Raw genomic sequence first — 22568 nt, 5'->3', positions numbered from 1 at the left:
GTGGGCGTCGCCAAGCGGGCCCCGGAACCGCCTACGGCCGCGGCGTGAGAATCCGCGGGCCCTGCGCCGTAGCAGCGACGGTGTGCTCCCAGTGCGACGACGGCTGGCCGTCGGCGGACACGACGGTCCAGCCGTCGCCGAGCTCGTCGGAGCCCCACTCGCCGCCGAGGATGAGCATCGGCTCGATGGCCAGCACCGACCCCTCCTGGATCACCGGCCCCTTGCCGGCCTTGCCCTCGTTGGCCAGGAACGGCTCCATGTGCAGCTCGCGGCCGATGCCGTGGCCGCCGTAACCGTCGACGATGCCCAGCTCGATGTCGTGGCGCAGCTCCGCGGCCCGCGTCGCCTGCTCGAGCGCATGGGAAATGTCCGTCAGCCGCGCGCCCGGCACCATCGCCGCGATGCCGGCGTCGAGCACCTCGGAGGTTGCGACGTTGAGCTTCTCCCACTCTTCAGGGAGCTTTCCGACGCCGAACGTGAGAGCCGAATCGCCGTGCCACCCATCGAGGATCGCGCCGCAATCGATGGACACCAGATCGCCCTCGGCGAGCACGCGGTCGCGCGACGGGATGCCGTGGACGATGACCTCGTTGACCGAGGCGCACACCGACGCCGGGAAGCCCTCGTAGCCGAGGAACGACGGCACCGCGCCGGCGGAGGTGATGACCTCGTGCGCGACGTCGTTGAGGTCCTGCGTGGTCGCCCCCGGCACCGCGGCATCGCGCACCGCCACCAGCGCGCGGCCGACGATCTCGCCGGCCGCCTGCATCGCATCGAGCTCGGCGGCGGACTTCGCGGGGACGGTGGGGCGCTTGCGTCGGATTCTGATCACGATCCGAAAGACTACCCCCGCCGCCCGCGGGCGCACGGGCGGGGCACCGTGACGTCGCAAAGCAAAAACCCGGGGCACGGGGCCCCGGGTCACGCGAAGTGGAGAACTACTTGAGCTTGTCCAGCTCGGTCATCGTGGCCGCGTTGATCTCCTCGACGGAACCCTCCGCCTTGATCTTGACGACCTTGTCCGCGTAGTGGTCCAGCAGCGGCGCGGTCTCGCGCGCGTAGACCTGCATGCGGTTGCGGATGACGTCCTCGGTGTCGTCGGCGCGGCCGCGGGCGAGCATGCGCTCCACCACGACGTCCTCCGACACGTCGAACTGCACGACGCCGTCGAGCTCCAGGCCGAGGCCCTTCAGGATGCGCTCGAGCTCATCGGCCTGCGGCACCGTGCGGGGGAAACCGTCCAGCAGGAAACCGGCCTTCGCGTCGTCCTCCTCCAGGCGCGACTCGACCATGCGGACCGTCACGTCGTCGGGGACCAGGTTGCCGGCGTCCATGTAGGACTTCGCCTCGATGCCGAGCGGGGTGCCCTCGCCGATGTTCGCGCGGAACAGATCACCGGTCGAAATGTGGGGCACGCCCAGCTTCTCGGAAAGAATGGCGGCCTGGGTGCCCTTGCCGGCACCGGGGGGACCAAGGAGAACGAGTCGCATTACTTCAAGAACCCTTCGTAGTTGCGTTGCATGAGCTGGCTTTCGATCTGCTTCACGGTCGTCAGCGCGACGGACACGAGAATCAGCAGGGCCGTACCACCGAACATACCGCCGGCCATGCCGCCCTGGTTGCTGCCGATGCCCAGATCGAGCATGAAGTTCGGCAGAACGGCGATGAGCGCCAGGTACAGCGAGCCGACCGCCAGCAGGCGGGTGATCACGTAGCCGAGGTACTCGGCGGTGGGCCGGCCGGGGCGGAAGCCCGGGATGAAGCCGCCGTACTTCTTCATGTTCTCGGCCTGATCGTTCGGGTCGTACTGCACCGAGGTGTAGAAGTACGAGAAGAACACGATCATGGCGAAGAAGATGACGATGTACTGCCAGCTCGACGGCGACAGCAGGTACTGGATGACGTTCTGCTGCCACCAGTTGTCCTGCGACGGGTTCTCCTGGCCGGACTGCACGATCTGGGTGATCAGCACCGGCACGTAGATCAGCGACGACGCGAAGATGACCGGGATGACGCCGGCCTGGTTGACCTTCAGCGGCAGGTAGGTCGACGACCCGCCGTACTGGCGGCGGCCGACCATGCGCTTGGCGTACTGCACCGGGATGCGGCGCTGGCCCTGCTCGATGAAGATGACGCCGATGATGAGCACCAGCACGGCGGCCATGACGGTGGCGAAGACCAGGCCGCCGGCGGACTGCAGGATGCCGGCGCCCTCGGCGGGCATCTGGGCGGCGATGCCGGCGAAAATCATCAGCGACATGCCGTTGCCGACGCCGCGGTCGGTGATCAGCTCGCCGAACCACATCACCAGCACGGCGCCGGAGGTGAGCACGAGGACCATGACGATCATGTCAAACAGGCCCGCGCCCTCCACCAGCAGCGACTGGTTGCCGCCGAGCAGGGCGCCGCGGTCGGCCATGGCGACGATGCCGGACGACTGCAGCAGCGCCAGGGCGACCGTCAGATAGCGCGTGTACTGCGTCATCTTGGCCTGGCCGGATTGGCCTTCCTTCTTCAGCTGCTCGAAGTGCGGGATCACCACCGTCAACAGCTGCACGATGATCGACGCGGTGATGTACGGCATGATGCCGATGCCGAAGATGGCCATCTGCAGCAGGGCGCCGCCCGAGAACAAGTTGATGAGCGAGTACACGCTGGACTGGTCCTGCGTGATCTGCTCAAGGCGTGCCGCCACCGTCTGGTAGTCGACGCCCGGGGTGGGGATCTGCGCGCCGATGCGGTACAGAATGATCATGCCCAGGGTGAACAGGATCTTTTTCCGCAGATCGGGGTCGCGCAGGGCCGCCAGGAAACCGGAAGGCACGTGCATCCTCCTGAACCCGCTTTACGACGGCCCGGCGCCCGTCGCCGTGAGGCGGTGGGGGCGGGAGGGGCGTCGTCCGTGGCCTGCGCGGTGTGACGCTGCGGGCCTGGTTCGCGGGCGAACTGATAGTGGACGTAATTGGACTCTGTGAGTCTAGCAGCGCCGCCCGATTCCGGTCCCATCACGGCGCGGTAACGGCCGAAAACGGGCTACCCCTGCGTCTGCGGGCACGAAAAAACCGCGGTCCGGCCGGAGCCGGAACCGCGGTTCTTCGTGGGTCGCTGGTGCGATCGCGCCAGAGGGTTTTACGCCTCGGTGACGGAACCGCCCGCGGCCTCGATCTTGGACTTCGCGGAGCCCGAGAACTTGTCGGCGGTGACGTTGACCTTGACGTCGATGTCACCGTTGCCGAGGACCTTCACCGGCTGCTTCGGGCGCACGGCGCCCTTGGCGACCAGGTCGGCGACGGTGACGTCGCCACCCTCCGGGAAGAGACGGGCCAGATCCGCGACGTTGACGACCTGGAAGGTCACCTTCGCCGGGTTCTTGAAGCCCTTGAGCTTCGGCAGGCGCATGTGCAGCGGCATCTGGCCGCCCTCGAACGCCGCCGAAACCTGCTTGCGGGCCTTGGTGCCCTTGGTGCCGCGACCGGCGGTCTTGCCCTTGGACGCCTCACCGCGGCCAACGCGGGTCTTGTCCTTCTTGGCGCCCGGGGCCGGAGCCAGGTCGTGGAGCTTGATGGGATCAGTCATGATGTGCCTACTCCCCCGCCACTTCTTCGACCTCGACCATGTGACGCACGGCGTTGATCAGGCCGCGGACCTCCGGGGTATCCGGACGGACCACGGACTGGTGCCGGCGCTTCAGGCCGAGGGTGCGCAGCGAGTCCTTCTGGTTCTGCTTGGTTCCCGCGGTGCCGCGGAGCTGGGTGATCTTCAGAGCCATGTCAATCACGCTCCCTGACCCGCGCGAGCGCGCAGCATACCGGCCGGGGCGACCTCTTCGAGGGTCTTGCCGCGACGAGCGGCGACCTCTTCGGGGCGCACCAGCTGCTTGAGGGCGTCCACGGTGGCGTGGACGACGTTGATGGCGTTGTCGGAGCCCAGGGACTTCGACAGCACGTCCTGCACGCCGGCGCACTCGAGCACCGGGCGGACGGCGCCACCGGCGATGACGCCGGTACCCGGCGCCGCCGGGCGGAGCATGACGACGCCGGCAGCGGCCTCGCCCTGAACCGGGTGGGTGATGGTGCCGCCGATCATCGGGACGCGGAAGAAGTTCTTGCGAGCCTCCTCGGCGCCCTTCTGGATCGCAGCCGGCACCTCCTTCGCCTTGCCGTAGCCGACGCCCACGTTGCCCTCGCCGTCGCCCACGATCACGAGAGCGGTGAAGCTGAAGCGACGACCGCCCTTCACGACCTTGGACACGCGGTTGATGGTGACGACGCGCTCCAGGAACTGGTTGCGCTCGTCCTGCTGGCGACGGTTGTCGCGGCCACCGCGGCCGCCGTCGCGACGATCGTCGCGGCGGTTGTTGTTGTTCTGGTTGTCGGCGGAGCCACGTCCGCCGTCACGCCGTTCACGTCCCGGCATCACGCGTTCCTTCCGTAGAACTTATTGGTCTGCATCATTAGAACTTCAGGCCACCTTCGCGGGCGGCGTCGGCCAGCGCGGCCACGCGGCCGTGGTACTGGTAACCACCGCGGTCGAAGACGACCGAATCGATGCCGGCGTCCTTGGCGCGGGCGGCGAGGACCTCGCCGACCTTGGCGCTGCGGGCCTTCTTGTCGCCCTCGACGCCGCGGATGTCCGCGTCCAGCGTCGACGCCGAGGCCAGGGTGCGGCCGATCGAGTCGTCGATGATCTGGGCGGTCATGTGGCGCGAGGAGCGGTGGACCACGAGACGCGGGGTCTCGGCGGTGCCGCGGATGTTCTTGCGCAGGCGCGCGTGGCGGCGGGCGCGGGCGACGCGGCGACGCGTCGAGATGTCCTTGCCGACCGGGAGGCGCTTTTCGTTGTTGTTGCTCATTACTTACCCGTCTTTCCGACCTTGCGACGGATCTGCTCGCCCTCGTAGCGGATGCCCTTGCCCTTGTAGGGGTCGTCCTTCCGCAGACGACGGATGTTGGCGGCGATCTGTCCGACCTGCTGCTTGTCGATGCCCGAAACCGACAGCTTGGTGTTGCCGTCGACGTCGAAGGTCACGCCCTCGGGGGCCTCGATGAGGACCGGGTGGGAGTAACCGAGGGCGAACTCGAGGTCCTTGCCCTTCTTCTGCACGCGGTAGCCCACGCCGAAGATCTCCATCTTGATGGTGTAGCCCTGCGTGACGCCGACGACCATGTTGTCGATCAGCGAGCGGGACAGACCGTGGAGGGAACGGTTCTTGCGGTGGTCGTCCGGACGGGCGACGACGATCTTGCCGTCCTCCTGCGACGCCGTGATGGGCGCCGGGATGGTGACGGACAGCTCGCCCTTCGGGCCCTTGACGGTGACGTCCTGGCCTTCGATGGTGGCGGTGACGCCGTTCGGGACGGCGATGGGGTTCTTGCCGATACGCGACATTTTTCGATATCCCCCTTACCAGACGTAGGCGAGGACTTCCCCGCCCACCTTCTTCTCGGTGGCCTGACGGTCGGTCAGCAGGCCCTGGGACGTGGAGATGATGGCCACGCCCAGGCCGCCGAGGACCTTCGGCAGGTTGGTGGACTTCGCGTACACGCGCAGACCCGGCTTCGACACGCGGCGGACGCCGGCGATCGAACGCTCACGGGAGGGGCCGTACTTGAGGTTCAGGGTCAGGGTCTTGCCGACCTTGGCGTCCTCGACGCTGTAGTCCTCGATGTAACCCTCCTGCTTGAGGATTCCGGCGATGTTCGCCTTGATCTTGGACGACGGCATCGTGACGGTGTCGTGGTACGCGTTGTTGGCGTTGCGCACGCGCGACAGCATGTCGGCGATGGGATCAGTCATGGTCATGTTGAGTGACCGCATTCCTTTCTCGCTGCGGTTCCTTCCCACCCCATCACGTGATCCACGCGATTTTCGGGGCAACTGGCGCCAGCCGGGTTCAGTAGCCCGGATGGCTCGCCACCCGATACGCGCGGGACGCTGGATCGGGGCGGGGGGCCTTCAGCAAAGTTTCAGCTTGGCAATCCTGCTCGGGGCGCGCCGCCGTGCCGATGGCATGGCGGGATACGCGTCCGTGGAGCGGACCGGTCCAACCTACCAGCAGCTACGCCTCGCACCCAAATCGCTCTCGCCCCTCCGGCAGATCGGGCTTGACGACGGCCCGCGTGGGCGTCGTCAAGCCATGACCTGGCCCGCGACGCGCAAAACCCCGCCCGAAGCCGGCCATGTGACCGGCCCCGGGCGGGGCAACTGCGAAGAAGTCCGTGTCTAGCGGATGTGCGGGGCGACGATGTCGCCCATCGCGTACTGGCCCTTGATGGTCGGGTGGTTCGTCATCGGGCCCATGGCCGGGTCCATGAAACCGGCGACGAAGCGCTGGTTGTCATCCGGATTGCAGGTGCCGTGGCCGATGGTGGCCTGGTAGACGTCGATGAAGTTCGCGCCGATGAACTGCGCGGCGTTGGCGATCGAGTCACGGAAGGCCTGCTGGATCTGCGTGCCGCCCGGCGCCGGGATCGGCACGGTCTGGCCCGGCAGGTTGACCAGGCAGAGCTGGTCGTTGGTCGCGTACTCCGGGTACGAGGCCAGGTGGATCTGCGCGCCCGGCGCAACCTCGCGGATGCGGTTGGCGACGTGCTGCAGCTCCTGCTGGTACAGCGTGTTGTTCAGCTGGCCCATGTTCTGCATCTTGCCGGCGACGTCGACCCACTGCAGGGCGTCCATGCCGCCGTACATGAAGACGACGTCCTCGGTGCCCGGGCCCAGGTCGCCGTGCATGATGGCGGCCTCGACGTAGCCGACCAGCTGCACGACCGGGGCGCCGCCCATGCCGTTGCAGGACCAGTCGCCGATGGACTTGCCGGCCTGGTGCGCGGCGATCTTCGGCCAGTTCTCCATGTCGGTGGCGCAGTTGGCCACGACCGGGGTCTGGCCCGGCTCCAGGCCGCGCGGGCCGGACTTGCCGGCGTTGGCGGTGAAGGAGTCGCCGAACGCGACGACCTGCTTGGCGCCCGTGGCCGGGGCCGGGTTCAGGTTCGGGACACCCGGCAGGGCCGGGATGCCCGGGGTGGCCGGCAGGGCCGGGAGCGGCGGGAGGGCAGGCTGGGCGGCGGCGCCGGCGGCACCCAGGCCGAGGCCCAGAACCGTGACGGCGGCGATGGCCGCGGAGCGGACCTTGGTGGAGAGAGACTTCTTCATGAGTGGAAACCGTGCCGTTTCTTGAGAGCCGTGTCAAGTCGTGGGCCTGCGGTTCTTACCGCATCTTCATCCAGTGCCCAGGGATGCCGATGTTACCGTGTCGCCCGACGTTCGTGATCGGTTTGTTACAAACCGCAGGTTGGCGCGATTCCGGACGGCCCCGGACGACCGGTTTTGCCCGCCACACGCCCCTTCCGCCACTGCTTCCCCCGCACCCCTGCGCGGGGTATGCGGTGCGTCACACCACACGCGTCACACCCGAAATGGGGACGCGCTCCCCGGTGCTCCCCGTCGCCCATTCCCCGCTTCCCCTTCTCCCATCCACTCTTCCTCTCCCCCTTTCCCCCTCTCCCCGCTTCCCCTTCTTCCCTCCGCGCTTCCCCTCCCCCTTTCCCCGCTTCCCCTTCTCCCATCCCCGCAGCGCACTCCCCACCGCGCACCACGTCGACCCTGCCGGCCAGGCTCTCGTGACGTATGGATGCCACCGATTTCGCCGACCTGCGCAAACGCATTTGCCGACGCCGCGTTGGCATCTCCACGGCACGAAACCTCGGCCGGCGGGCAGCCCCGGAAGCCTCGCATGGGAATGCACGGCTGACGGCCGCTCGACCATCGGCTTAACGACGGGCGGCGGGGCTGCAGGTTTGACGAATGTGCACCAGGGGCCCTGTACCGCACACTCGTGGGCCCGGCAGGGGCTGCACATCTGACGAGTGTGCGGTGGAGGCCGCGTACCGCACACTCGTGGGCACGATAGGGGCTGCACATCTGACGAGTGTGCGGTGGAGACCGTGTGCCGCACACTCGTGGGGCGACGGCGGCGTCGCAAAGCAGGCGCGAAGCGCAACCCGGCAACGCGAAACCCCCGCCTCCTCGAAAGGAAGCGGGGGTCTCGGTGCCAGATTGCCGGCGCGGATCAGTCGGAGACTAGTCCTGGTGCTGGGCGGTCTTGAACGGGAAGCCGAGCTCGCGCAGCAGGGCGCGACCCTCGTCGTTGTTCGTGGCGGTGGTGACGACCGTGATGTCCATGCCGCGGGGGCGGTCCATCTTGTCGATGTCGATCTCGTAGAACATGGACTGCTCGGAGAGACCGAAGGTGTAGTTGCCGTGGCCGTCGAACTGCTTGTCCGACAGGCCGCGGAAGTCGCGGATACGCGGGAGGGCGACCGTCAGCAGACGATCCAGGAACTCCCACATGCGGTCGCCGCGCAGCGTGACGCGGGCGCCGATGGGCATGCCCTCGCGCAGCTTGAAGTTGGCGATCGACTTCTTCGCGCGACGCAGCTCCGGCTTCTGGCCCGTGATCAGGGTCAGGTCGTGGAGCGCACCGTTGATCTGCTTGGAGTCGCGGGCGGCCTCGCCGACGCCCATGTTGACGACGACCTTGGTGACGCCCGGAATCTGCATGACGTTCTCGAAGGAGAACTCCTTCTGCAGGTTCTCGCGGATCTCACCGCGGTAGCGCGCCTTGAGGCGGGGGGTGTAGTTCTCGCTCATGCTTAGATGTCCTTCCCGGTGCGACGGGAGATGCGAACCTTCTTGCCGTCCTCATCGAAGCGGTAGCCGACGCGAGTCGGGGTGCCCTCTTCATCGACGAGCATGACGTTCGACACGTGGATCGGGGCCTCCTGGGTGACGATGCCACCGGACGAGGCGCCACGCTCCGGAGCGGAGTTCGCGACGTGCTTCTTGATCTTGTTGACGCCCGAGACCAGGACCTTGTCGCGCGTCGGGTAGGCCTCGATGACCTCGCCCTGCGCGCCCTTGTCCGGACCCGAGATGACCAGGACGGTATCGCCCTTGCGGATCTTCACTTAAATCACCTCCGGTGCGAGCGACACGATCTTCATGAACTTCTTGTCGCGAAGCTCACGCGCGACCGGGCCGAAGATGCGGGTGCCGCGCGGCTCGTTGTCGGCCTTGATCAGGACGGCGGCGTTCTCGTCGAACGAGATGTAGGAGCCGTCGGGGCGACGGGTCTCCTTCTTGGTGCGGACGACGACGGCGCGGACGATCTCGCCGGACTTGACGTTGCCGCCCGGGGTGGCCTCCTTGACGGTGGCCACGATGACATCGCCGATGCCGGCGAAGCGTCGGGTGGAGCCACCGAGCACGCGGATGCACAGGATTTCCCTGGCACCGGTGTTGTCGGCGACCCGCAGACGCGATTCCTGCTGAATCACTACGGTTCTCCTTGACCTGGATTGCTGTGTGCGCCGGATTTCCGTCCCGAGCGCACGCGGTCTGATTCGGTTGCGGGTGTTTCGGGGGTCTCAGCCGGGGCCGGGGCGTGGATCGAACCATGCGTGGCCGCCGCGCTGACGCACACCGTCACTCGCAACCCGTGAATTATTGCATGGTCACCGGTGGCGGCCCAAATCGCCGCGGGGCGGGTGCTTGCTTTGCGACGGCCCGCGCACAGGCCCCCGGCCTCACGCCCGTTCGGCGATGGCGACGATGAAGTTGGCGTCTTCGCCGAAGGGCAGCAGGTTCCAGGTGGAGAACCGGTGGGTGATGCGCAGCCCCGCCTCGAACGCGTCGGATTCGAAGTCGTCGAGCGACCAGCCGCGCCCGGCGCCGAACCCCATGACCACGCGGCCGTCGCCGGCCAGTGCGTCGCGGAATCCGATGAGCACGGCGCCGCGGTCGGCGGGGTCGATGAACGTCAGGACGTTGCCCGCGGCGACGATGACGTCGAAATCGCCCGTCGGGTGCTGCCCGGCTTCGGCGGCGACGGGGTCCGCGGAAGCGTCGGCAAGCACCTCGCCCAGCCGCGCCAGGTCGCCGACCTTCCAGGTGCCGCCCGGCTGGACCTCGCGGGCGACGGAGATGAGGTACGGGTCGATGTCGACGCCGAGCACCCGGTGCCCGCGATCGGCGAGGTACCCGCCGAGGCGGCCCTGCCCGCAGCCGGCGTCGAGGATGCGGCCACCGCGCGGCGCCATCGCGTCGACCATCCGCGCCTCACCGTCGATGTCGCGGCCCTGCGCGGCGAAATTCGCCCACCGCTCCGCGTACCGGCGCGAATGCCCCGGGTCGGCGGCGACGATCTCGGACCACGTGCGGTGCATGTTCATGCCCCCAGTATGGCGCACTCCCCCGCCGGTCGCCCTGGGCCACGCGGGTGCGGTGGCATTGCTTTGCGAGGGCCCCGCCGCAGCCCCTACATCATCGGCATGTCTCGAACCGGGCCCGCAGCGTCTTTTCCGCGTCCTCCACGGCCGGCTCCGCGGAACAGCCGCCGACCACGACCTCGACCTTGCCGTACTCCGGCAGGCCGTCGACGGTGACGTGGATGCCCTCGTCCGCGCCCGGAACGCCGCCCGACGCCTGCTCCAACTCGGCCAGCACGGATGCAACGCGCTCGACGGCGGCACGCACCTCGCCCGGGCCGTCCCCGACGTTGTACGCGTCGACGGTCACCCGCGGCACGCCGAGGTGACCGATGCTCATCGACGGGGCGATCCGCAGCGGCGGCACCCGCCCATCCCCCGCGAGCCCGACGACGGCCATCCGTCCGGCGGCATCACCCGCCCACCGCACCATGTCGGCGGCGGCCGCCCGGTCGGCGGGACCATCGACCTCTATGCGCACCCGAGTGGACCTGCGGATCTCCTCCCCCTCCTGCGTCTGGCCGCGCTCGAGCCGCTCCTCCTCCTCCTCCGACATCGCGGCATCGGATACCGGGATCTCCAGGGCAACGTGCCCTATGAACCGCCCGGAATCCGATGGCCGCGCCCGATACGGTGCCGCTTCCACGGTGGCCGCCGCACTCGCGCGATCGCCGAAACACTGCGGGTCGGACAGGTCGCACGACGCACCGCCCAGCGCAATCGGTTCCGTCGGCGCCGGCACCGTCAGCGCCCGGAACGTCCGTGCGGCCGGATCCTCCAGCACCCCGCGCAATTCGGCGCCATCCGTGCCGTGGTCGAACGCCACGTCGACGGGCACCGGGGCGTCATCGAGCTCCACCGCCGCCGAGCCGTCGAACCCCCAGTTCGCGTCCTCGGCCATCGCCGCCATCTCCCCCAGCACACGGTGGACGTCCATCACCTCGGGGATCGACGCCACCTCCCCGCCGACCGTCACCCACAGGTCGCGCGACTTGTCCACGGTCTCCCGGACCTCCACGTCGACGCCCGGCAACTCCCGCGCCGCATGCTCCTCGAGCTCGGCCTTCGTTTCTCCCCCATCGCCTTTCGCCGAAAGCCCCGACAAAAGCACGCCGCCCAGGATCACCACCGCCGCGATCACCGCCAGCACCGCGACCATGCAGCCAAGCGCAATCTTCCCCCGGTCCACGGAACCGCCGCCATCTCCCATGCATCCCTTGTACACGCGGTCGCGGATCCGCGCCGATTGCTTGACGACGCCGCCGAGGTGCCCGCACCCGGATACGACGAAGCCCCCGCCTCCCCGGCGAACCGGGGGGACGGGGGCGTCGTCAAGCGAAAGAGACTCTCGCGAAGAACCGCTTAGCGGGCCTTCTCGATGATCTCGATCAGGCGGAAGTGCTTGTCCTTGGAAAGCGGACGGCACTCCTCGATGCGCACGCGGTCGCCGATGCCGGCTTCCCCGTTCTCATCGTGGGCCTTCACCTTGGAGTTGGTGCGCAGGATCTTGCCGTACAGGCGGTGCTGCTTGCGGTCCTCGAGCTCGACGACGATGGTCTTCTGCATCTTGTCGGACACGACGTAACCGGAGCGGACCTTGCGGGCGCCGGACTCGGTCTGGTTCATGTTTTCCTCGCTCATGCCGCATCACCATCGGTGGGGGCGGCGGACAGGCCGAGCTCACGCTCGCGCATCACGGTGTAGATGCGGGCGATGTCCTTGCGGACGGCGCTCAGTCGACGGTTGTTGGTCAGCTGACCGGTGGCCATCTGGAATCGGAGGTTGAACAGCTCCTCCTTGGACTCCTTGAGCTTGGCGACCAGGCCATCGTTATCCAGCGAGCGGAGCTCGTGGGCGGGAATGCCGTTAGACATCAGTACTGATCCTCCTTCCGGACGACTCGGGTCTTGCAGGGAAGCTTCGCGCCGGCGCGCTTGAGCGCCTCCATTGCGGTCTTCTCGTCCGGGTAGGACATCTCGAACATGATGCGACCCGGCTTGACGTTGGCGACCCACTTCTCGACGGGGCCCTTACCGGAACCCATGCGCACGCCGAGCGGCTTCTGGGTCAGCGGACGATCCGGGAAAATCTGGATCCACACCTTGCCACCACGCTTGACGTGGCGGTTGATGGCGATACGGGCGGCCTCGATCTGGCGGTTCGTGATGTACGCCGGCTCCAGGGCCTGCAGGCCGTAATCGCCGAACGTCACCTGGGTGCCGCCCTTGGCGACGCCGGAACGGTGCGGACGGTGCTGGCGGCGGTACTTGACGCGCTTCGGGATGAGCATTTAGCCCTCCTTCTTCTCGGAGGCCCGCTGGCGGCGCTGGCCACCACGACGCGGGCGCTCACGGCGGTCGCCGCGGCGCTGACCGTCGCGACCGGCGTTCATCTCGGACTCGCGGCGGCCACCGATGACGTCACCCTTGTAGATCCACACCTTGACGCCGATGCGTCCGAAGGTGGTGTGGGCCTCGTGGGTGCCGTAGTCGATCTCCGCGCGCAGGGTGTGCAGCGGCACGCGACCCTCGTGGTAGCGCTCGGTGCGGCCCATCTCGGCACCGCCCAGACGACCGGAGCACACGACCTTGATGCCCTTAACCTGCGGCTGGCGCATGGAGGACTGGATGGCCTTGCGCATCGCGCGGCGGAACGCCACGCGGTTGGTCAGCTGCTCGGCGATGGACTGGGCGACCAGCTTGGCATCCGCGTCGATGTTCTTGACCTCGAGGATGTTCAGCTGGACCTGCTTGCCGGTGAGCTTCTCCAGCTCACCGCGGATGCGGTCGGCCTCCGAGCCGCGGCGACCGATGACGATGCCCGGTCGGGCGGTGTGGATGTCGACGCGAACGCGGTCACGCGTGCGCTCGATGACGACGTCGGAGATGCCGGCGCGCTCCAGGCCGGTGGACAGCAGATCACGGATCTTGATGTCCTCGGCGAGGTAGTCGGCGTACTGCTTGTCGGCGTACCAGCGGGACTTCCAGTCGCTGGAGATTCCCAGCCGGAGGCCGTGGGGATGGATCTTCTGTCCCACTACTGAGCACTTCCCTTCTGGCTCTCGACGACCACGGTGATGTGGCTCGTGCGCTTGCGGACGTGGAAAGCACGGCCCTGCGCACGGGGGCGGAAGCGCTTCATGGTCGGTCCCTCATCGGCCCAGGCCTGGGCGATGACGAGGGTGCGGGGGTCCAGGCCGAAGTTGTTCTCGGCGTTGGCCGCCGCGGAGGCGACCAGCTTCGAGATCGGCTGGGACGCGGTCTGCGGGGCGTACTCCAGCATGGAGAGCGCCTCGGAGACCGACTTGCCGCGGACCGTGTCCAGCACGCGACGGGCCTTCATCGGGGTGACGCGGACGAAGCGCGCGGTGGCGCGGGCGGAGGTGATGTCGTTGCTCATGGCTTATCGACGTCCCTTCTTGTCGTCCTTGATGTGACCCTTGAAGGTCTTCGTGGGCGCGAACTCGCCCAGCTTGTGGCCGACCATCGAGTCGTCCACGAACACCGGCACATGCTTGCGACCGTCGTGGACGGCGAAGGTGTGGCCGATGAAATCGGGGAGAATCGTGGAGCGGCGGGACCAGGTCTTGATGACCTGCTTGGTGCCCTTCTCGTTCTGAGCGTCCACCTTCGCAAGGAGGTGCTCATCGACGAACGGGCCCTTCTTAAGGCTGCGTGGCATTCTCTGTTCCCTCCTTAGCGCTTCTTGTTCTTGTTGGTGCGGCGGCGGCGGACGATCAGCCGGTCGCTCGGGCGGTTGGGCTTGCGGGTGCGGCCTTCCTTCTGGCCCCACGGCGACACCGGGTGGCGGCCACCCGAGGTCTTGCCCTCGCCGCCACCGTGCGGGTGGTCGACCGGGTTCATGACGACACCGCGCACGGTCGGGCGCCAGCCCTTCCAGCGCATGCGGCCGGCCTTGCCCCAGCGGATGTTGATCTGATCGGCGTTGCCGACCTCACCCACGGTGGCGCGGCAGCGCGCGTCGACGCGGCGGATCTCCGAAGACGGCATGCGCAGGATGGCGTACTTGCCTTCCTTGCCCAGCAGCTGGATGGAGGTGCCGGCCGAGCGGGCCAGCTGGGCGCCGGCGCCCGGCTTGAGCTCGACGCAGTGGATGGTCGTACCCGTCGGGATGTTGCGCAGCGGCAGGTTGTTGCCCACCTTGATGTCGGCGTTGGCGCCGGACTCGACGATGGCGCCCTGCTTCAGGCCCTTCGGCGAAACGATGTAGCGCTTCTCGCCGTCGACGTAGTGCAGCAGCGCAATGTTGGCGGTGCGGTTCGGGTCGTACTCGATGTGAGCGACCTTGGCCGGCACGCCGTCCTTGTCGTTGCGGCGGAAATCGATGACGCGGTACTGGCGCTTGTGGCCACCACCCTTGTGGCGGGTGGTGATGTGGCCGTGCACGTTGCGGCCACCGGTCTTCGACAGCGGGCGCAGCAGAGACTTCTCGGGAGTCGAGCGAGTGACCTCGCTGAACTCGGAGACGGAGCTCTGGCGGCGACCCGGCGTAGTCGGCTTGTACTTGCGAATAGCCATACTTTTGCTCTTCCTTAACTTCCTCGTCGACCAGCCTTAGGCGGCCGAACCGCCGAAGATGTCGATGGGATCGCTGCCGGCCGCGAGAGTCACGTACGCGCGCTTGGTGGCCTTGCGCTGACCGTAACCGGTGCGGGAGCGCTTGCGCTTGCCCTCACGGTTGGCGGTGTTCACGCTGGCGACCTGCACGCCGAAGATCTCCTGGACCGCGATCTTGATCTGGGTCTTGTTGGCGTCGGGACGGACCAGGAACGTGTACACGTTCTGTTCCATCAGCCCGTAGGACTTCTCCGACACGACCGGGGCGATGATGATGTCACGGGGATCCGCGATGGTGGCCATTACTTCTCCTCCTCCGCACCGGCGTTGCGGGCGATGAACTCGTTGAGCGCCTGCACGGCGAACACGACGTCATCGGCCTTCAGCACGTCGTAGGTGTTGAGCTGGTCCTGCGACAGGGTGTGGACGTTCGCCAGGTTGTTGACGGACTTCCACGCCGTGACGTCCTCGCGCGGGAGGACGACCAGCACGGAATTGCGGTCGGTCAGACGCTCGATGAAGGTGCGCGCCGTCTTGGTGGACGGGGTCTGGCCGGCGACGAGCTCCTCGACCACGTGGATGCGGTCGTGGCGGACTCGGTCGGTCAGGGCGCCGCGCAGGGCGGCCGCCTTCATCTTCTTGGGGGTGCGCTGCGAGTAGTCGCGCGGCGTGGGGCCGTGGACGACGCCGCCGCCGGTCCAGTGCGGAGCACGGATCGAGCCCTGGCGGGCGCGGCCGGTGCCCTTCTGGCGCCACGGCTTGCGGCCGCCGCCACGCACCTCGGCGCGGGTCTTGGTCTTGTGGGTGCCCTGGCGAGCCGCGGCGCGCTGGGCGACGACGACCTGGTGCATCAGGGCGGTCGACACCTCGGCGTCGAAGATCTCGGCCGGGAGTTCCACGGAGCCGTTCACGCCACCGTCGGCGGTGTGGACGTCAAGCTTGAGGTTCGTCATGCGTGAGCACCACCCTTCACAGCGGTCTTGACAACCAGAAGGCCGCCGCGAATGCCCGGAACCGCACCCTTGATCAGGAGCAGGTTGGCGTCGGCGTCGATCTTCTGGATCTTCAGGTTCTGGGTCGTGACCCGGTCATTGCCCATGCGGCCGGCCATGCGCTTGCCCTTGAACACGCGGGCGGGCGTGGCGCAGGCGCCGATGCCGCCGACGCGACGGTGCGCGGCCTGGTTGCCGTGGGAGGCGCCCTGGCCGGCGAAGCCGTGGCGCTTCATGGCGCCGGCGAAGCCCTTGCCCTTGGAGGTGCCGGTGACGTCGACGAACTCGATGTCGCCGAACACGTCCACGCCGACCTCCTGGCCGACCTCGTACGAGGAGGCGTCGGGGGTCCGGATCTCCACGGTGTGGCGACGCGGGGTCACGCCGGCCTTCTTGAAGTGGCCGGCCTGGGGCTTGTTGGCCTTACGGGGGTCAATCTCGCCGTAGGCGATCTGGACGGCGTCGTAGCCGTCCACGTCCTTCGTGCGCACCTGGGTCACAACGCACGGCCCGGCCTCGACGACGGTCACCGGGACGACCCGGTTGTCCTCGTCGAAGACCTGGGTCATGCCGAGCTTGGTGCCCAGGATGCCCTTGATCTCGTTTTCACTCATTATCTAGTCTCCGCTGCCGTAGTCCAGGCTCACTGAATGTTGACGTCGACGGACGCCGGAAGGTCGATGCGCATGAGGGCGTCGACGGTCTTCGGGGTCGGGTCGAGAATGTCGATCAGGCGCTTGTGGGTGCGCATCTCGAAGTGCTCGCGCGAGTCCTTGTACTTGTGCGGCGAGCGGATGACGCAGTACACGTTCTTTTCGGTGGGCAACGGCACGGGGCCGACCACTCGGGCGCCCGTACGGGTCACCGTCTCGACGATGCGACGCGCGGACGCGTCAATCGCCTCGTGGTCGTAGGCCTTCAGCCTGATGCGGATCTTTTGTCCCGCCACGCTTGTCCTCTCCTCGGTCGGCGCGCCCTCGAGGGGCGTCGACCCTGTCATTGTCTTCTGTGCGCCGGTGTGCCTAGCCGGTCATGGCCAGCGCCAGAATGTCGATGCTGGTTTATCGATTTGTCGTGTGACCACCGTCGTCGGGCATGGCGCAGCACAGCGCCGATGCATTCCGAGAGGACGGCGATCCCCGTGCGCATGCGCGCGGTTCACGACCGATATCCCAGTTGAAGGAGAGGCTCCCCCGTGAAAGCGTGGGTGCCCTTCGCCTACTGCCGCTGTGTATTTGCCATGCCAACACCGGTCCCCGCGGTCGGGCGTGTCGCCCTCTTTTCGACCGCAGGACACGTCGCCGTCGCCCGGTTTCCCGGTCTCCGGCTCTCGTGGCCATGCTCACTTCACCATCGGCGCGGTCCGCGACTTCGCCGGTTCCCTGGGGCCTGGCGGGGCTCGCGGCGGTGACGCCGTGTTAAAGCAACCCGGCCATTAAAGCACGACCGGGCCCCTTCACCCAAATCTCCCGGCAGACTGTGACGAAGGTCGCTCCAGCTGCGCGGTGGCCGTCGCAAAGCAGGTGCTTGACGACATGCTTGACAACGGCCCCGCGCGCACCACCCCGCCCCGGACGCGAAAAAGGGCCCCTCCCCGAGAAACTCGGGGAAGGGCCCTCATTCAGGCCGCGGGCGATGCCGCCGGACGAGCCGGCGGGATCAGTCCGCTAGAACACCGGGAATTACTTGGTGATCTTGGTGACGCGGCCGGCGCCGACGGTGCGGCCACCCTCGCGGATGGCGAAGCGCAGGCCCTCGTCCATCGCGACCGGCTGGATCAGGGTGACGGACATGTCGACGTTGTCGCCCGGCATGACCATCTCGGTGCCCTCCGGCAGCTTCACGACGCCGGTGACGTCGGTGGTGCGGAAGTAGAACTGCGGGCGGTAGTTGTCGAAGAACGGGGTGTGGCGGCCGCCCTCATCCTTGGACAGGATGTAGACGGAGCCCTCGAACTCGGTGTGCGGGGTGTACGCGCCCGGCTTGGCGATGATCTGGCCGCGCTCGATGTCCTCGCGCTTGATGCCGCGGAGCAGCAGGCCACAGTTGTCGCCGGCCTCGGTGTAGTCCAGCAGCTTGCGGAACATCTCGATGCCCGTGACGGTGGTCTTCTGGGACTGCTCCTTGATGCCCAGGATCTCGACCTCATCGTTCACGTTGAGCTGACCGCGCTCGACGCGACCGGTGGCGACGGTGCCGCGGCCGGTGATGGTGAAGATGTCCTCGACGGGCATCAGGAACGGCTTCTCGGTCTCGCGGACCGGGTCCGGCACGTTGTCGTCGACGGCCTGCATGAGCTCGACGATGGACTTGGTCCACTCGGCGTCGCCCTCCAGCGCCTTCAGCGCGGAGATGTGGACGATCGGGGCGTCCTCGTCGTAGTCCTGCTCGGCCAGCAGCTCGCGGACCTCCATCTCGACGAGCTCGATGATCTCTTCGTCGTCGACCATGTCGCACTTGTTCAGGGCGACGAGGATGTAGGGGACGCCGACCTGGCGGGCCAGGAGGACGTGCTCACGGGTCTGCGGCATCGGGCCATCGGTGGCGGCCACGACCAGGATCGCGCCGTCCATCTGGGCGGCACCGGTGATCATGTTCTTGATGTAGTCGGCGTGACCCGGGGCGTCGACGTGCGCGTAGTGGCGCTTCTCCGTCTGGTACTCAACGTGGGACACGTTGATGGTGATGCCACGCTCCTTCTCCTCCGGCGCCTTGTCGATGGCGTCGAAGGCGAAGGCCTCGTTGAGCTCCGGGTACTCGTCGGCCAGAACCTTGGTGATGGCAGCCGTGGTGGTGGTCTTGCCATGGTCGACGTGACCGATGGTGCCGATGTTGACGTGCGGCTTCGTACGCTCGAACTTCGCCTTCGCCACTGTTAGTCCTCCTGGACGTCATGGTGGCCACGACTTTCGTAGCCACAGATTGTGGTCGCCCACTCCCCACGCCATGTGAAATGCCGACGAAAGGCGGCGTTTTCGGACGCAAAGAAGGGAGCGGACAGTGCATTTTCACTGTGCCAGTTACACGATACTAATGGTAGGGCCGGGCCCATATCAAACTCGGCCCCCAGCATCGCTTACGGGGTAACGGCCGGCACCGCGCACCGCCCGTCGGCGGGACCAGAAGTCCCGGTCGGCGGTGGGTGGTGCGGGCCGCTACCCTGCCCGATCCGCGGCACTGCGGATCAGCGGGTTCCGGCTCCGCCGGCCGTGTCGCGCTGGGGCGACGCGGCCGGCGGGGCCGGGCGCCGGCTTAGTTGCCGGTGCGGTCGGAAATGATCTCCTGCGCCACCGAGGAGGGGACCTCGGCGTAGGAATCGAAGATCATGGTGTAGTTGGCGCGGCCCTGCGTCTTGGAACGCAGGTCGCCGACGTAACCGAACATCTCGGACAGCGGGACCAGGGCCTTGACGGCCTTGACGCCCGTGCGGTCCTCCATGGAGTTGACCTGGCCACGGCGGGAGTTGATGTCGCCGATGACCTCGCCCATGTACTCCTCGGGCGTGATGACCTCGACGGCCATCATCGGCTCGAGCAGGACCGGCTTCGCCTTCTGCACGGCCTCCTTGAGGGCCATGGAGCCGGCGATCTTGAAGGCCATCTCGGAGGAGTCGACCTCGTGGTACTGGCCGTCGAGCAGGGTGGCCTTGATGTTGACCAGCGGGAAGCCCGCCAGGGTGCCGTACTGCATGGCGTCCTGGATGCCGGCGTCCACCGAGGGGATGTACTCCCTGGGCACGCGGCCGCCGGTGACGGCGTTCTCGAACTTGTAGGTGGCCGACTCGCCCTCCTCCAGCTCATCCTGCGACGGGGCGTAGGGCTCCAGCGACACGATGACCTTGGCGAACTGACCGGAACCACCGGTCTGCTTCTTGTGGGTGTAGTCGTACTTCTCGACCGGCTTGCGGATGGTCTCGCGGTACGCGACCTGCGGGGCGCCGACGTTGGCCTCGACCTTGAACTCGCGCTTCATGCGGTCGACCAGGACGTCGAGGTGGAGCTCGCCCATGCCGCCGATGACGGTCTGGCCGGTCTCGTCGTCCAGGCGGACGGTGAAGGTCGGGTCCTCTTCGGCCAGGCGCTGGATCGCGGTGCCCAGCTTCTCCTGGTCGGCCTTCGACTTCGGCTCGATGGCCACGGAGATGACCGGATCCGGGAAGGTCATGGACTCGAGAACGATCGGGGCGTCCTGGGCGCAGAGGGTGTCACCGGTGGTGGTGTCCTTCAGGCCGATGAACGCGTAGATGTTGCCGGCCACGGCCTCGTCGACCGGGTTCTCCTTGTTGGCGTGCATCTGGAAGAGCTTGCCGACGCGCTCCTTCTTCTCCTTGGTGGAGTTGAGCACCTGGGCGCCCGGCTCCACGCGGCCGGAGTAGACGCGCACGAAGGTCAGCTTGCCGAAGAACGGGTGCGCGGCGATCTTGAACGCCAGCGCGGAGAACGGCTCCTCGGCGGACGGCTTGCGGACCATGTCGACGGACTCGTCGCCGACCTGGTGGCCGTGCACCTCGCCCACGTCGAGCGGGGTCGGCAGGAAATCGACGACCGCGTCGAGCAGGGGCTGGACGCCCTTGTTCTTGTAGGCGGTGCCGCAGTAGACCGGGTAGATCTCGGAGTTGATGACCATCTTGCGGATGGCGCCCTTGATCTCGTCGAGGGTCAGCTCCTCGCCGCCGAAGTACTTCTCCATGAGCTCTTCGTCGGACTCGGCGACGGACTCGAGCAGCTTCTCGCGGTACTCGTTGGCCTTGTCGACCAGATCCGCCGGGATCTCCTCGACGGTGGCCTCGGTGCCGATCTCGGTCTTGCCGCGCCAGGTCAGCGCGCGCATCTCGAGCAGGTCGACGACGCCGTCGAAGTCATCCTCGGCGCCGATCGGCAGCTGCATCACCAGCGGCTTGGCGCCGAGGCGATCGATGATGGTGCCGACGGTGTACTCGAAGTCGGCGCCCAGCTTGTCCATCTTGTTGACGAAGCAGATGCGGGGGACGTCGTACTTCTGGGCCTGACGCCAGACCTGCTCCGACTGGGGCTCGACGCCCTCCTTGCCGTCGAAGACGGCGACGGCGCCATCGAGCACGCGCAGGGAGCGCTCGACCTCGACGGTGAAGTCGACGTGGCCCGGGGTGTCGATGATGTTGATCTGGTTGTCGTTCCAGAAACAGGTGACCGCGGCGGACGTGATGGTGATGCCGCGCTCCTTCTCCTGCTCCATCCAGTCGGTGGTCGAGGCGCCATCGTGCGTCTCGCCGACCTTGCGGTTGATGCCCGTGTAGAACAGGATGCGCTCGGTCGTGGTGGTCTTGCCGGCATCGATGTGAGCCATGATGCCGATGTTGCGGACCTTCTTCAGATCCTTCTTGACGGGAAGTGCGCCTTCTGCCACTTGATTCCCCACTCGTTTCAAATCGTGTGGCGGGGGCTCAGGACGTATTCGCGTCTTCGCCTCGACCGCCAGCGGTCGGGTTGCTCGATCTATCTTGCCACCGATCAGGCCCGGTGGCTCGCCGTGAATCCCCCCGGGAGCCCGAAGGCCCCCGGGAGCCGCGCCGGACGCGGGGCCCCTGGGGGCCTCATCCGGCGTTCGCGGTCACTACCAGCGGTAGTGGGCGAAGGCGCGGTTGGCCTCGGCCATCTTGTGCGTGTCCTCGCGGCGCTTGACGGACGCGCCGAGGCCGTTGGAGGCGTCGAGGATCTCGTTGGCGAGACGCTCCATCATGGTGTTCTCGCGGCGCTGGCGCGAGAACATGAGCAGCCAGCGCAGGGCCAGGGTGTTGCCGCGGCCGGGGCGGACCTCGACCGGGACCTGGTAGGTCGCGCCGCCGACTCGGCGGGAGCGGACCTCGAGGGCCGGCTTGACGTTCTCGATGGCGCGCTTGAGCGTCAGCACCGGGTCGGTGCCGGTCTTCTCGCGGCAGGCCTCGAGGGCGCCGTAGACGATGCGCTCGGCCGTGGACTTCTTGCCGTCCAGCAGCACCTTGTTGATGAGCTGGGTGACCAGCGGCGAGCCGTACACCGGGTCGTTGACGACGGGACGCTTGGGGGCGGGACCCTTACGAGGCATGTTTACTTCTCCTTCTTCGCGCCGTAGCGGGAACGGGCCTGCTTGCGGTCCTTGACGCCCTGGGTGTCGAGGGAGCCGCGGACGATCTTGTAGCGGACGCCCGGGAGGTCCTTCACTCGGCCACCGCGGACGAGCACCATCGAGTGCTCCTGCAGGTTGTGGCCCTCGCCCGGAATGTAGGCGGAGACCTCGATGCCGGAGGTCAGGCGAACGCGGGCGACCTTTCGGAGGGCCGAGTTCGGCTTCTTCGGGGTGGTGGTGTACACGCGGGTGCACACGCCACGGCGCTGCGGCGAGCCCTTCAGGGCGGCCGTGGACGTGGCCGACTTCTTGTCGTGGCGGCCCTTGCGGACCAGCTGCTGAATAGTGGGCATGAAGCCTCTTTCTTGTTCGTTCCGATCACACGGCGGTGTCCGTCCGGTCGCGCGTGGAGGATCGGTTTTTAAACGTGCGAAACCCAGTCAGCCGCTCTCGCTGGCCTACCGGGTGATGTCGTCAACTCCCAAACACATCTTGGGACTGTTCACCAACAGTAGTGCAACCTGCGACGATTCCCAAAAGACGCAGGTGGGTAAACGGAAGAGGGGCCGTCGCAAAGCACTAGTTGCTTTTGGGCGGCCCCCCCCCCCCAACCCCCCCCCCGCCCCGGGCCCGGGGCCGCCCCGGCCCCC

The 22568-nt window shown here is 67.4% G+C and carries 30 protein-coding genes; all 30 read right to left on the bottom strand.

Features of this window, described 5'->3' with window-relative positions; all coding sequences use genetic code 11:
• Window positions 1-31 precede the first annotated feature (31 nt).
• Window positions 32-829 carry a type I methionyl aminopeptidase gene (gene map / locus ACFWGD_RS11545; protein ID WP_377778876.1) on the bottom strand — a complete coding sequence of 266 codons (798 nt, stop codon included), beginning with the start codon at window positions 827-829 and terminating at the stop codon, window positions 32-34.
• Between the two features lie 109 nt (window positions 830-938).
• Window positions 939-1490, bottom strand: coding sequence for an adenylate kinase (locus tag ACFWGD_RS11540; protein ID WP_377778840.1), 552 nt, complete (start codon window positions 1488-1490; stop codon window positions 939-941).
• Complete coding sequence (gene secY / locus ACFWGD_RS11535) at window positions 1490-2830, bottom strand: preprotein translocase subunit SecY (protein ID WP_377778839.1); 1341 nt, start codon at window positions 2828-2830, stop codon at window positions 1490-1492. The genes ACFWGD_RS11540 and secY overlap by 1 nt, the downstream gene beginning before the upstream one ends.
• A gap of 299 nt (window positions 2831-3129) precedes the next feature.
• Complete coding sequence (gene rplO, locus ACFWGD_RS11530) at window positions 3130-3576, bottom strand: 50S ribosomal protein L15 (RefSeq protein ID WP_377778838.1); 447 nt, start codon at window positions 3574-3576, stop codon at window positions 3130-3132.
• A gap of 7 nt (window positions 3577-3583) precedes the next feature.
• Complete coding sequence (gene rpmD, locus ACFWGD_RS11525) at window positions 3584-3769, bottom strand: 50S ribosomal protein L30 (protein ID WP_035121291.1); 186 nt, start codon at window positions 3767-3769, stop codon at window positions 3584-3586.
• Between the two features lie 5 nt (window positions 3770-3774).
• The gene (rpsE, locus tag ACFWGD_RS11520; RefSeq protein WP_377778837.1) at window positions 3775-4416 is read right to left on the bottom strand and encodes a 30S ribosomal protein S5; all 642 of its coding nucleotides are present in this window, start codon (window positions 4414-4416) and stop codon (window positions 3775-3777) included.
• A 37-nt stretch (window positions 4417-4453) separates the two neighbouring features.
• Complete coding sequence (gene rplR / locus ACFWGD_RS11515; protein ID WP_377778836.1) at window positions 4454-4852, bottom strand: 50S ribosomal protein L18; 399 nt, start codon at window positions 4850-4852, stop codon at window positions 4454-4456.
• A complete protein-coding gene (gene rplF, locus ACFWGD_RS11510) occupies window positions 4852-5388 on the bottom strand; it encodes a 50S ribosomal protein L6 (protein WP_377778835.1) in 537 nt (178 codons plus the stop codon). The genes rplR and rplF overlap by 1 nt, the downstream gene beginning before the upstream one ends.
• Before the next feature lie 15 nt (window positions 5389-5403).
• The gene (gene rpsH, locus ACFWGD_RS11505) at window positions 5404-5802 is read right to left on the bottom strand and encodes a 30S ribosomal protein S8 (RefSeq protein WP_377778834.1); all 399 of its coding nucleotides are present in this window, start codon (window positions 5800-5802) and stop codon (window positions 5404-5406) included.
• A gap of 420 nt (window positions 5803-6222) precedes the next feature.
• A complete protein-coding gene (locus tag ACFWGD_RS11500) occupies window positions 6223-7152 on the bottom strand; it encodes a GDSL-type esterase/lipase family protein (protein ID WP_377778833.1) in 930 nt (309 codons plus the stop codon).
• Between the two features lie 927 nt (window positions 7153-8079).
• The gene (gene rplE, locus ACFWGD_RS11495) at window positions 8080-8649 is read right to left on the bottom strand and encodes a 50S ribosomal protein L5 (RefSeq protein WP_377778832.1); all 570 of its coding nucleotides are present in this window, start codon (window positions 8647-8649) and stop codon (window positions 8080-8082) included.
• A gap of 2 nt (window positions 8650-8651) precedes the next feature.
• Window positions 8652-8966, bottom strand: coding sequence for a 50S ribosomal protein L24 (gene rplX / locus ACFWGD_RS11490; RefSeq protein WP_377778831.1), 315 nt, complete (start codon window positions 8964-8966; stop codon window positions 8652-8654).
• Window positions 8967-9335 carry a 50S ribosomal protein L14 gene (rplN, locus tag ACFWGD_RS11485; RefSeq protein ID WP_377778830.1) on the bottom strand — a complete coding sequence of 123 codons (369 nt, stop codon included), beginning with the start codon at window positions 9333-9335 and terminating at the stop codon, window positions 8967-8969. It abuts the gene before it with no gap.
• A 249-nt stretch (window positions 9336-9584) separates the two neighbouring features.
• Window positions 9585-10229 (bottom strand): class I SAM-dependent DNA methyltransferase, encoded by a 645-nt coding sequence (locus tag ACFWGD_RS11480; protein WP_377778829.1) that lies wholly within the window; start codon window positions 10227-10229, stop codon window positions 9585-9587.
• Between the two features lie 91 nt (window positions 10230-10320).
• Window positions 10321-11475, bottom strand: a complete 1155-nt coding sequence (locus ACFWGD_RS11475; protein ID WP_377778828.1) for a hypothetical protein — start codon at window positions 11473-11475, stop codon at window positions 10321-10323.
• Window positions 11476-11627: 152 nt separating this feature from the next.
• Window positions 11628-11906 carry a 30S ribosomal protein S17 gene (gene rpsQ, locus ACFWGD_RS11470; RefSeq protein WP_377778827.1) on the bottom strand — a complete coding sequence of 93 codons (279 nt, stop codon included), beginning with the start codon at window positions 11904-11906 and terminating at the stop codon, window positions 11628-11630.
• Window positions 11903-12139 (bottom strand): 50S ribosomal protein L29, encoded by a 237-nt coding sequence (rpmC, locus tag ACFWGD_RS11465; protein ID WP_035121313.1) that lies wholly within the window; start codon window positions 12137-12139, stop codon window positions 11903-11905. The genes rpsQ and rpmC overlap by 4 nt, the downstream gene beginning before the upstream one ends.
• Window positions 12139-12555 carry a 50S ribosomal protein L16 gene (gene rplP / locus ACFWGD_RS11460; RefSeq protein WP_290291165.1) on the bottom strand — a complete coding sequence of 139 codons (417 nt, stop codon included), beginning with the start codon at window positions 12553-12555 and terminating at the stop codon, window positions 12139-12141. Before rplP ends, rpmC begins: the two co-directional genes overlap by 1 nt.
• On the bottom strand, window positions 12556-13302 hold the full coding sequence (rpsC, locus tag ACFWGD_RS11455) for a 30S ribosomal protein S3 (protein WP_046650853.1): 747 nt from the start codon (window positions 13300-13302) through the stop codon (window positions 12556-12558).
• Window positions 13302-13664: a 50S ribosomal protein L22 gene (gene rplV, locus ACFWGD_RS11450; RefSeq protein ID WP_291343810.1), complete on the bottom strand. Its 363-nt coding sequence runs from the start codon at window positions 13662-13664 to the stop codon at window positions 13302-13304. The genes rpsC and rplV overlap by 1 nt, the downstream gene beginning before the upstream one ends.
• A gap of 3 nt (window positions 13665-13667) precedes the next feature.
• Window positions 13668-13946: a 30S ribosomal protein S19 gene (gene rpsS / locus ACFWGD_RS11445; RefSeq protein ID WP_013241207.1), complete on the bottom strand. Its 279-nt coding sequence runs from the start codon at window positions 13944-13946 to the stop codon at window positions 13668-13670.
• Window positions 13947-13960: 14 nt separating this feature from the next.
• The gene (gene rplB / locus ACFWGD_RS11440) at window positions 13961-14803 is read right to left on the bottom strand and encodes a 50S ribosomal protein L2 (protein ID WP_377778826.1); all 843 of its coding nucleotides are present in this window, start codon (window positions 14801-14803) and stop codon (window positions 13961-13963) included.
• Window positions 14804-14839: 36 nt separating this feature from the next.
• Window positions 14840-15145 carry a 50S ribosomal protein L23 gene (gene rplW, locus ACFWGD_RS11435; RefSeq protein WP_377778825.1) on the bottom strand — a complete coding sequence of 102 codons (306 nt, stop codon included), beginning with the start codon at window positions 15143-15145 and terminating at the stop codon, window positions 14840-14842.
• Window positions 15145-15795, bottom strand: coding sequence for a 50S ribosomal protein L4 (gene rplD, locus ACFWGD_RS11430; RefSeq protein WP_377778824.1), 651 nt, complete (start codon window positions 15793-15795; stop codon window positions 15145-15147). Before rplD ends, rplW begins: the two co-directional genes overlap by 1 nt.
• On the bottom strand, window positions 15792-16448 hold the full coding sequence (rplC, locus tag ACFWGD_RS11425; protein ID WP_377778823.1) for a 50S ribosomal protein L3: 657 nt from the start codon (window positions 16446-16448) through the stop codon (window positions 15792-15794). Before rplC ends, rplD begins: the two co-directional genes overlap by 4 nt.
• A gap of 29 nt (window positions 16449-16477) precedes the next feature.
• Window positions 16478-16783 carry a 30S ribosomal protein S10 gene (rpsJ, locus tag ACFWGD_RS11420; RefSeq protein ID WP_035121337.1) on the bottom strand — a complete coding sequence of 102 codons (306 nt, stop codon included), beginning with the start codon at window positions 16781-16783 and terminating at the stop codon, window positions 16478-16480.
• Window positions 16784-17516: 733 nt separating this feature from the next.
• On the bottom strand, window positions 17517-18707 hold the full coding sequence (gene tuf, locus ACFWGD_RS11415; protein ID WP_377778822.1) for an elongation factor Tu: 1191 nt from the start codon (window positions 18705-18707) through the stop codon (window positions 17517-17519).
• Window positions 18708-19086: 379 nt separating this feature from the next.
• Window positions 19087-21219, bottom strand: coding sequence for an elongation factor G (gene fusA / locus ACFWGD_RS11410; protein WP_377778821.1), 2133 nt, complete (start codon window positions 21217-21219; stop codon window positions 19087-19089).
• A 207-nt stretch (window positions 21220-21426) separates the two neighbouring features.
• Entirely contained in the window at window positions 21427-21897 is a 471-nt protein-coding gene (gene rpsG, locus ACFWGD_RS11405) for a 30S ribosomal protein S7 (RefSeq protein WP_295628606.1), read from the bottom strand.
• A 2-nt stretch (window positions 21898-21899) separates the two neighbouring features.
• Window positions 21900-22271: a 30S ribosomal protein S12 gene (gene rpsL, locus ACFWGD_RS11400; RefSeq protein ID WP_035121347.1), complete on the bottom strand. Its 372-nt coding sequence runs from the start codon at window positions 22269-22271 to the stop codon at window positions 21900-21902.
• Between the last annotated feature and the right edge of the window lie 297 nt (window positions 22272-22568).

Origin of the sequence: Corynebacterium sp. NPDC060344 (assembly GCF_042725215.1) — a bacterium.
Classification (GTDB): Bacteria; Actinomycetota; Actinomycetes; order Mycobacteriales; family Mycobacteriaceae; genus Corynebacterium.
This window is presented reverse-complemented; position numbering and strand designations above follow the sequence as displayed.

Excerpts from the sequence above, each read along its gene's own strand:
- ACFWGD_RS11540 (WP_377778840.1), bottom strand. The coding sequence starts at position 1,490 with ATGCGACTCGTTCTCCTTGGTCCCCCCGGTGCCGGCAAGGGCACCCAG.
- secY (WP_377778839.1), bottom strand. The coding sequence starts at position 2,830 with ATGCACGTGCCTTCCGGTTTCCTGGCGGCCCTGCGCGACCCCGATCTG.
- rplO (WP_377778838.1), bottom strand. The coding sequence starts at position 3,576 with ATGACTGATCCCATCAAGCTCCACGACCTGGCTCCGGCCCCGGGCGCC.
- rpmD (WP_035121291.1), bottom strand. The coding sequence starts at position 3,769 with ATGGCTCTGAAGATCACCCAGCTCCGCGGCACCGCGGGAACCAAGCAG.
- rpsE (WP_377778837.1), bottom strand. The coding sequence starts at position 4,416 with ATGCCGGGACGTGAACGGCGTGACGGCGGACGTGGCTCCGCCGACAAC.
- rplR (WP_377778836.1), bottom strand. The coding sequence starts at position 4,852 with ATGAGCAACAACAACGAAAAGCGCCTCCCGGTCGGCAAGGACATCTCG.
- rplF (WP_377778835.1), bottom strand. The coding sequence starts at position 5,388 with ATGTCGCGTATCGGCAAGAACCCCATCGCCGTCCCGAACGGCGTCACC.
- rpsH (WP_377778834.1), bottom strand. The coding sequence starts at position 5,802 with ATGACCATGACTGATCCCATCGCCGACATGCTGTCGCGCGTGCGCAAC.
- ACFWGD_RS11500 (WP_377778833.1), bottom strand. The coding sequence starts at position 7,152 with ATGAAGAAGTCTCTCTCCACCAAGGTCCGCTCCGCGGCCATCGCCGCC.
- rplE (WP_377778832.1), bottom strand. The coding sequence starts at position 8,649 with ATGAGCGAGAACTACACCCCCCGCCTCAAGGCGCGCTACCGCGGTGAG.
- ACFWGD_RS11480 (WP_377778829.1), bottom strand. The coding sequence starts at position 10,229 with ATGAACATGCACCGCACGTGGTCCGAGATCGTCGCCGCCGACCCGGGG.
- ACFWGD_RS11475 (WP_377778828.1), bottom strand. The coding sequence starts at position 11,475 with ATGGGAGATGGCGGCGGTTCCGTGGACCGGGGGAAGATTGCGCTTGGC.
- rpsQ (WP_377778827.1), bottom strand. The coding sequence starts at position 11,906 with ATGAGCGAGGAAAACATGAACCAGACCGAGTCCGGCGCCCGCAAGGTC.
- rpmC (WP_035121313.1), bottom strand. The coding sequence starts at position 12,139 with ATGTCTAACGGCATTCCCGCCCACGAGCTCCGCTCGCTGGATAACGAT.
- rplP (WP_290291165.1), bottom strand. The coding sequence starts at position 12,555 with ATGCTCATCCCGAAGCGCGTCAAGTACCGCCGCCAGCACCGTCCGCAC.
- rplV (WP_291343810.1), bottom strand. The coding sequence starts at position 13,664 with ATGAGCAACGACATCACCTCCGCCCGCGCCACCGCGCGCTTCGTCCGC.
- rpsS (WP_013241207.1), bottom strand. The coding sequence starts at position 13,946 with ATGCCACGCAGCCTTAAGAAGGGCCCGTTCGTCGATGAGCACCTCCTT.
- rplB (WP_377778826.1), bottom strand. The coding sequence starts at position 14,803 with ATGGCTATTCGCAAGTACAAGCCGACTACGCCGGGTCGCCGCCAGAGC.
- rplW (WP_377778825.1), bottom strand. The coding sequence starts at position 15,145 with ATGGCCACCATCGCGGATCCCCGTGACATCATCATCGCCCCGGTCGTG.
- rplD (WP_377778824.1), bottom strand. The coding sequence starts at position 15,795 with ATGACGAACCTCAAGCTTGACGTCCACACCGCCGACGGTGGCGTGAAC.
- rplC (WP_377778823.1), bottom strand. The coding sequence starts at position 16,448 with ATGAGTGAAAACGAGATCAAGGGCATCCTGGGCACCAAGCTCGGCATG.
- rpsG (WP_295628606.1), bottom strand. The coding sequence starts at position 21,897 with ATGCCTCGTAAGGGTCCCGCCCCCAAGCGTCCCGTCGTCAACGACCCG.
- rpsL (WP_035121347.1), bottom strand. The coding sequence starts at position 22,271 with ATGCCCACTATTCAGCAGCTGGTCCGCAAGGGCCGCCACGACAAGAAG.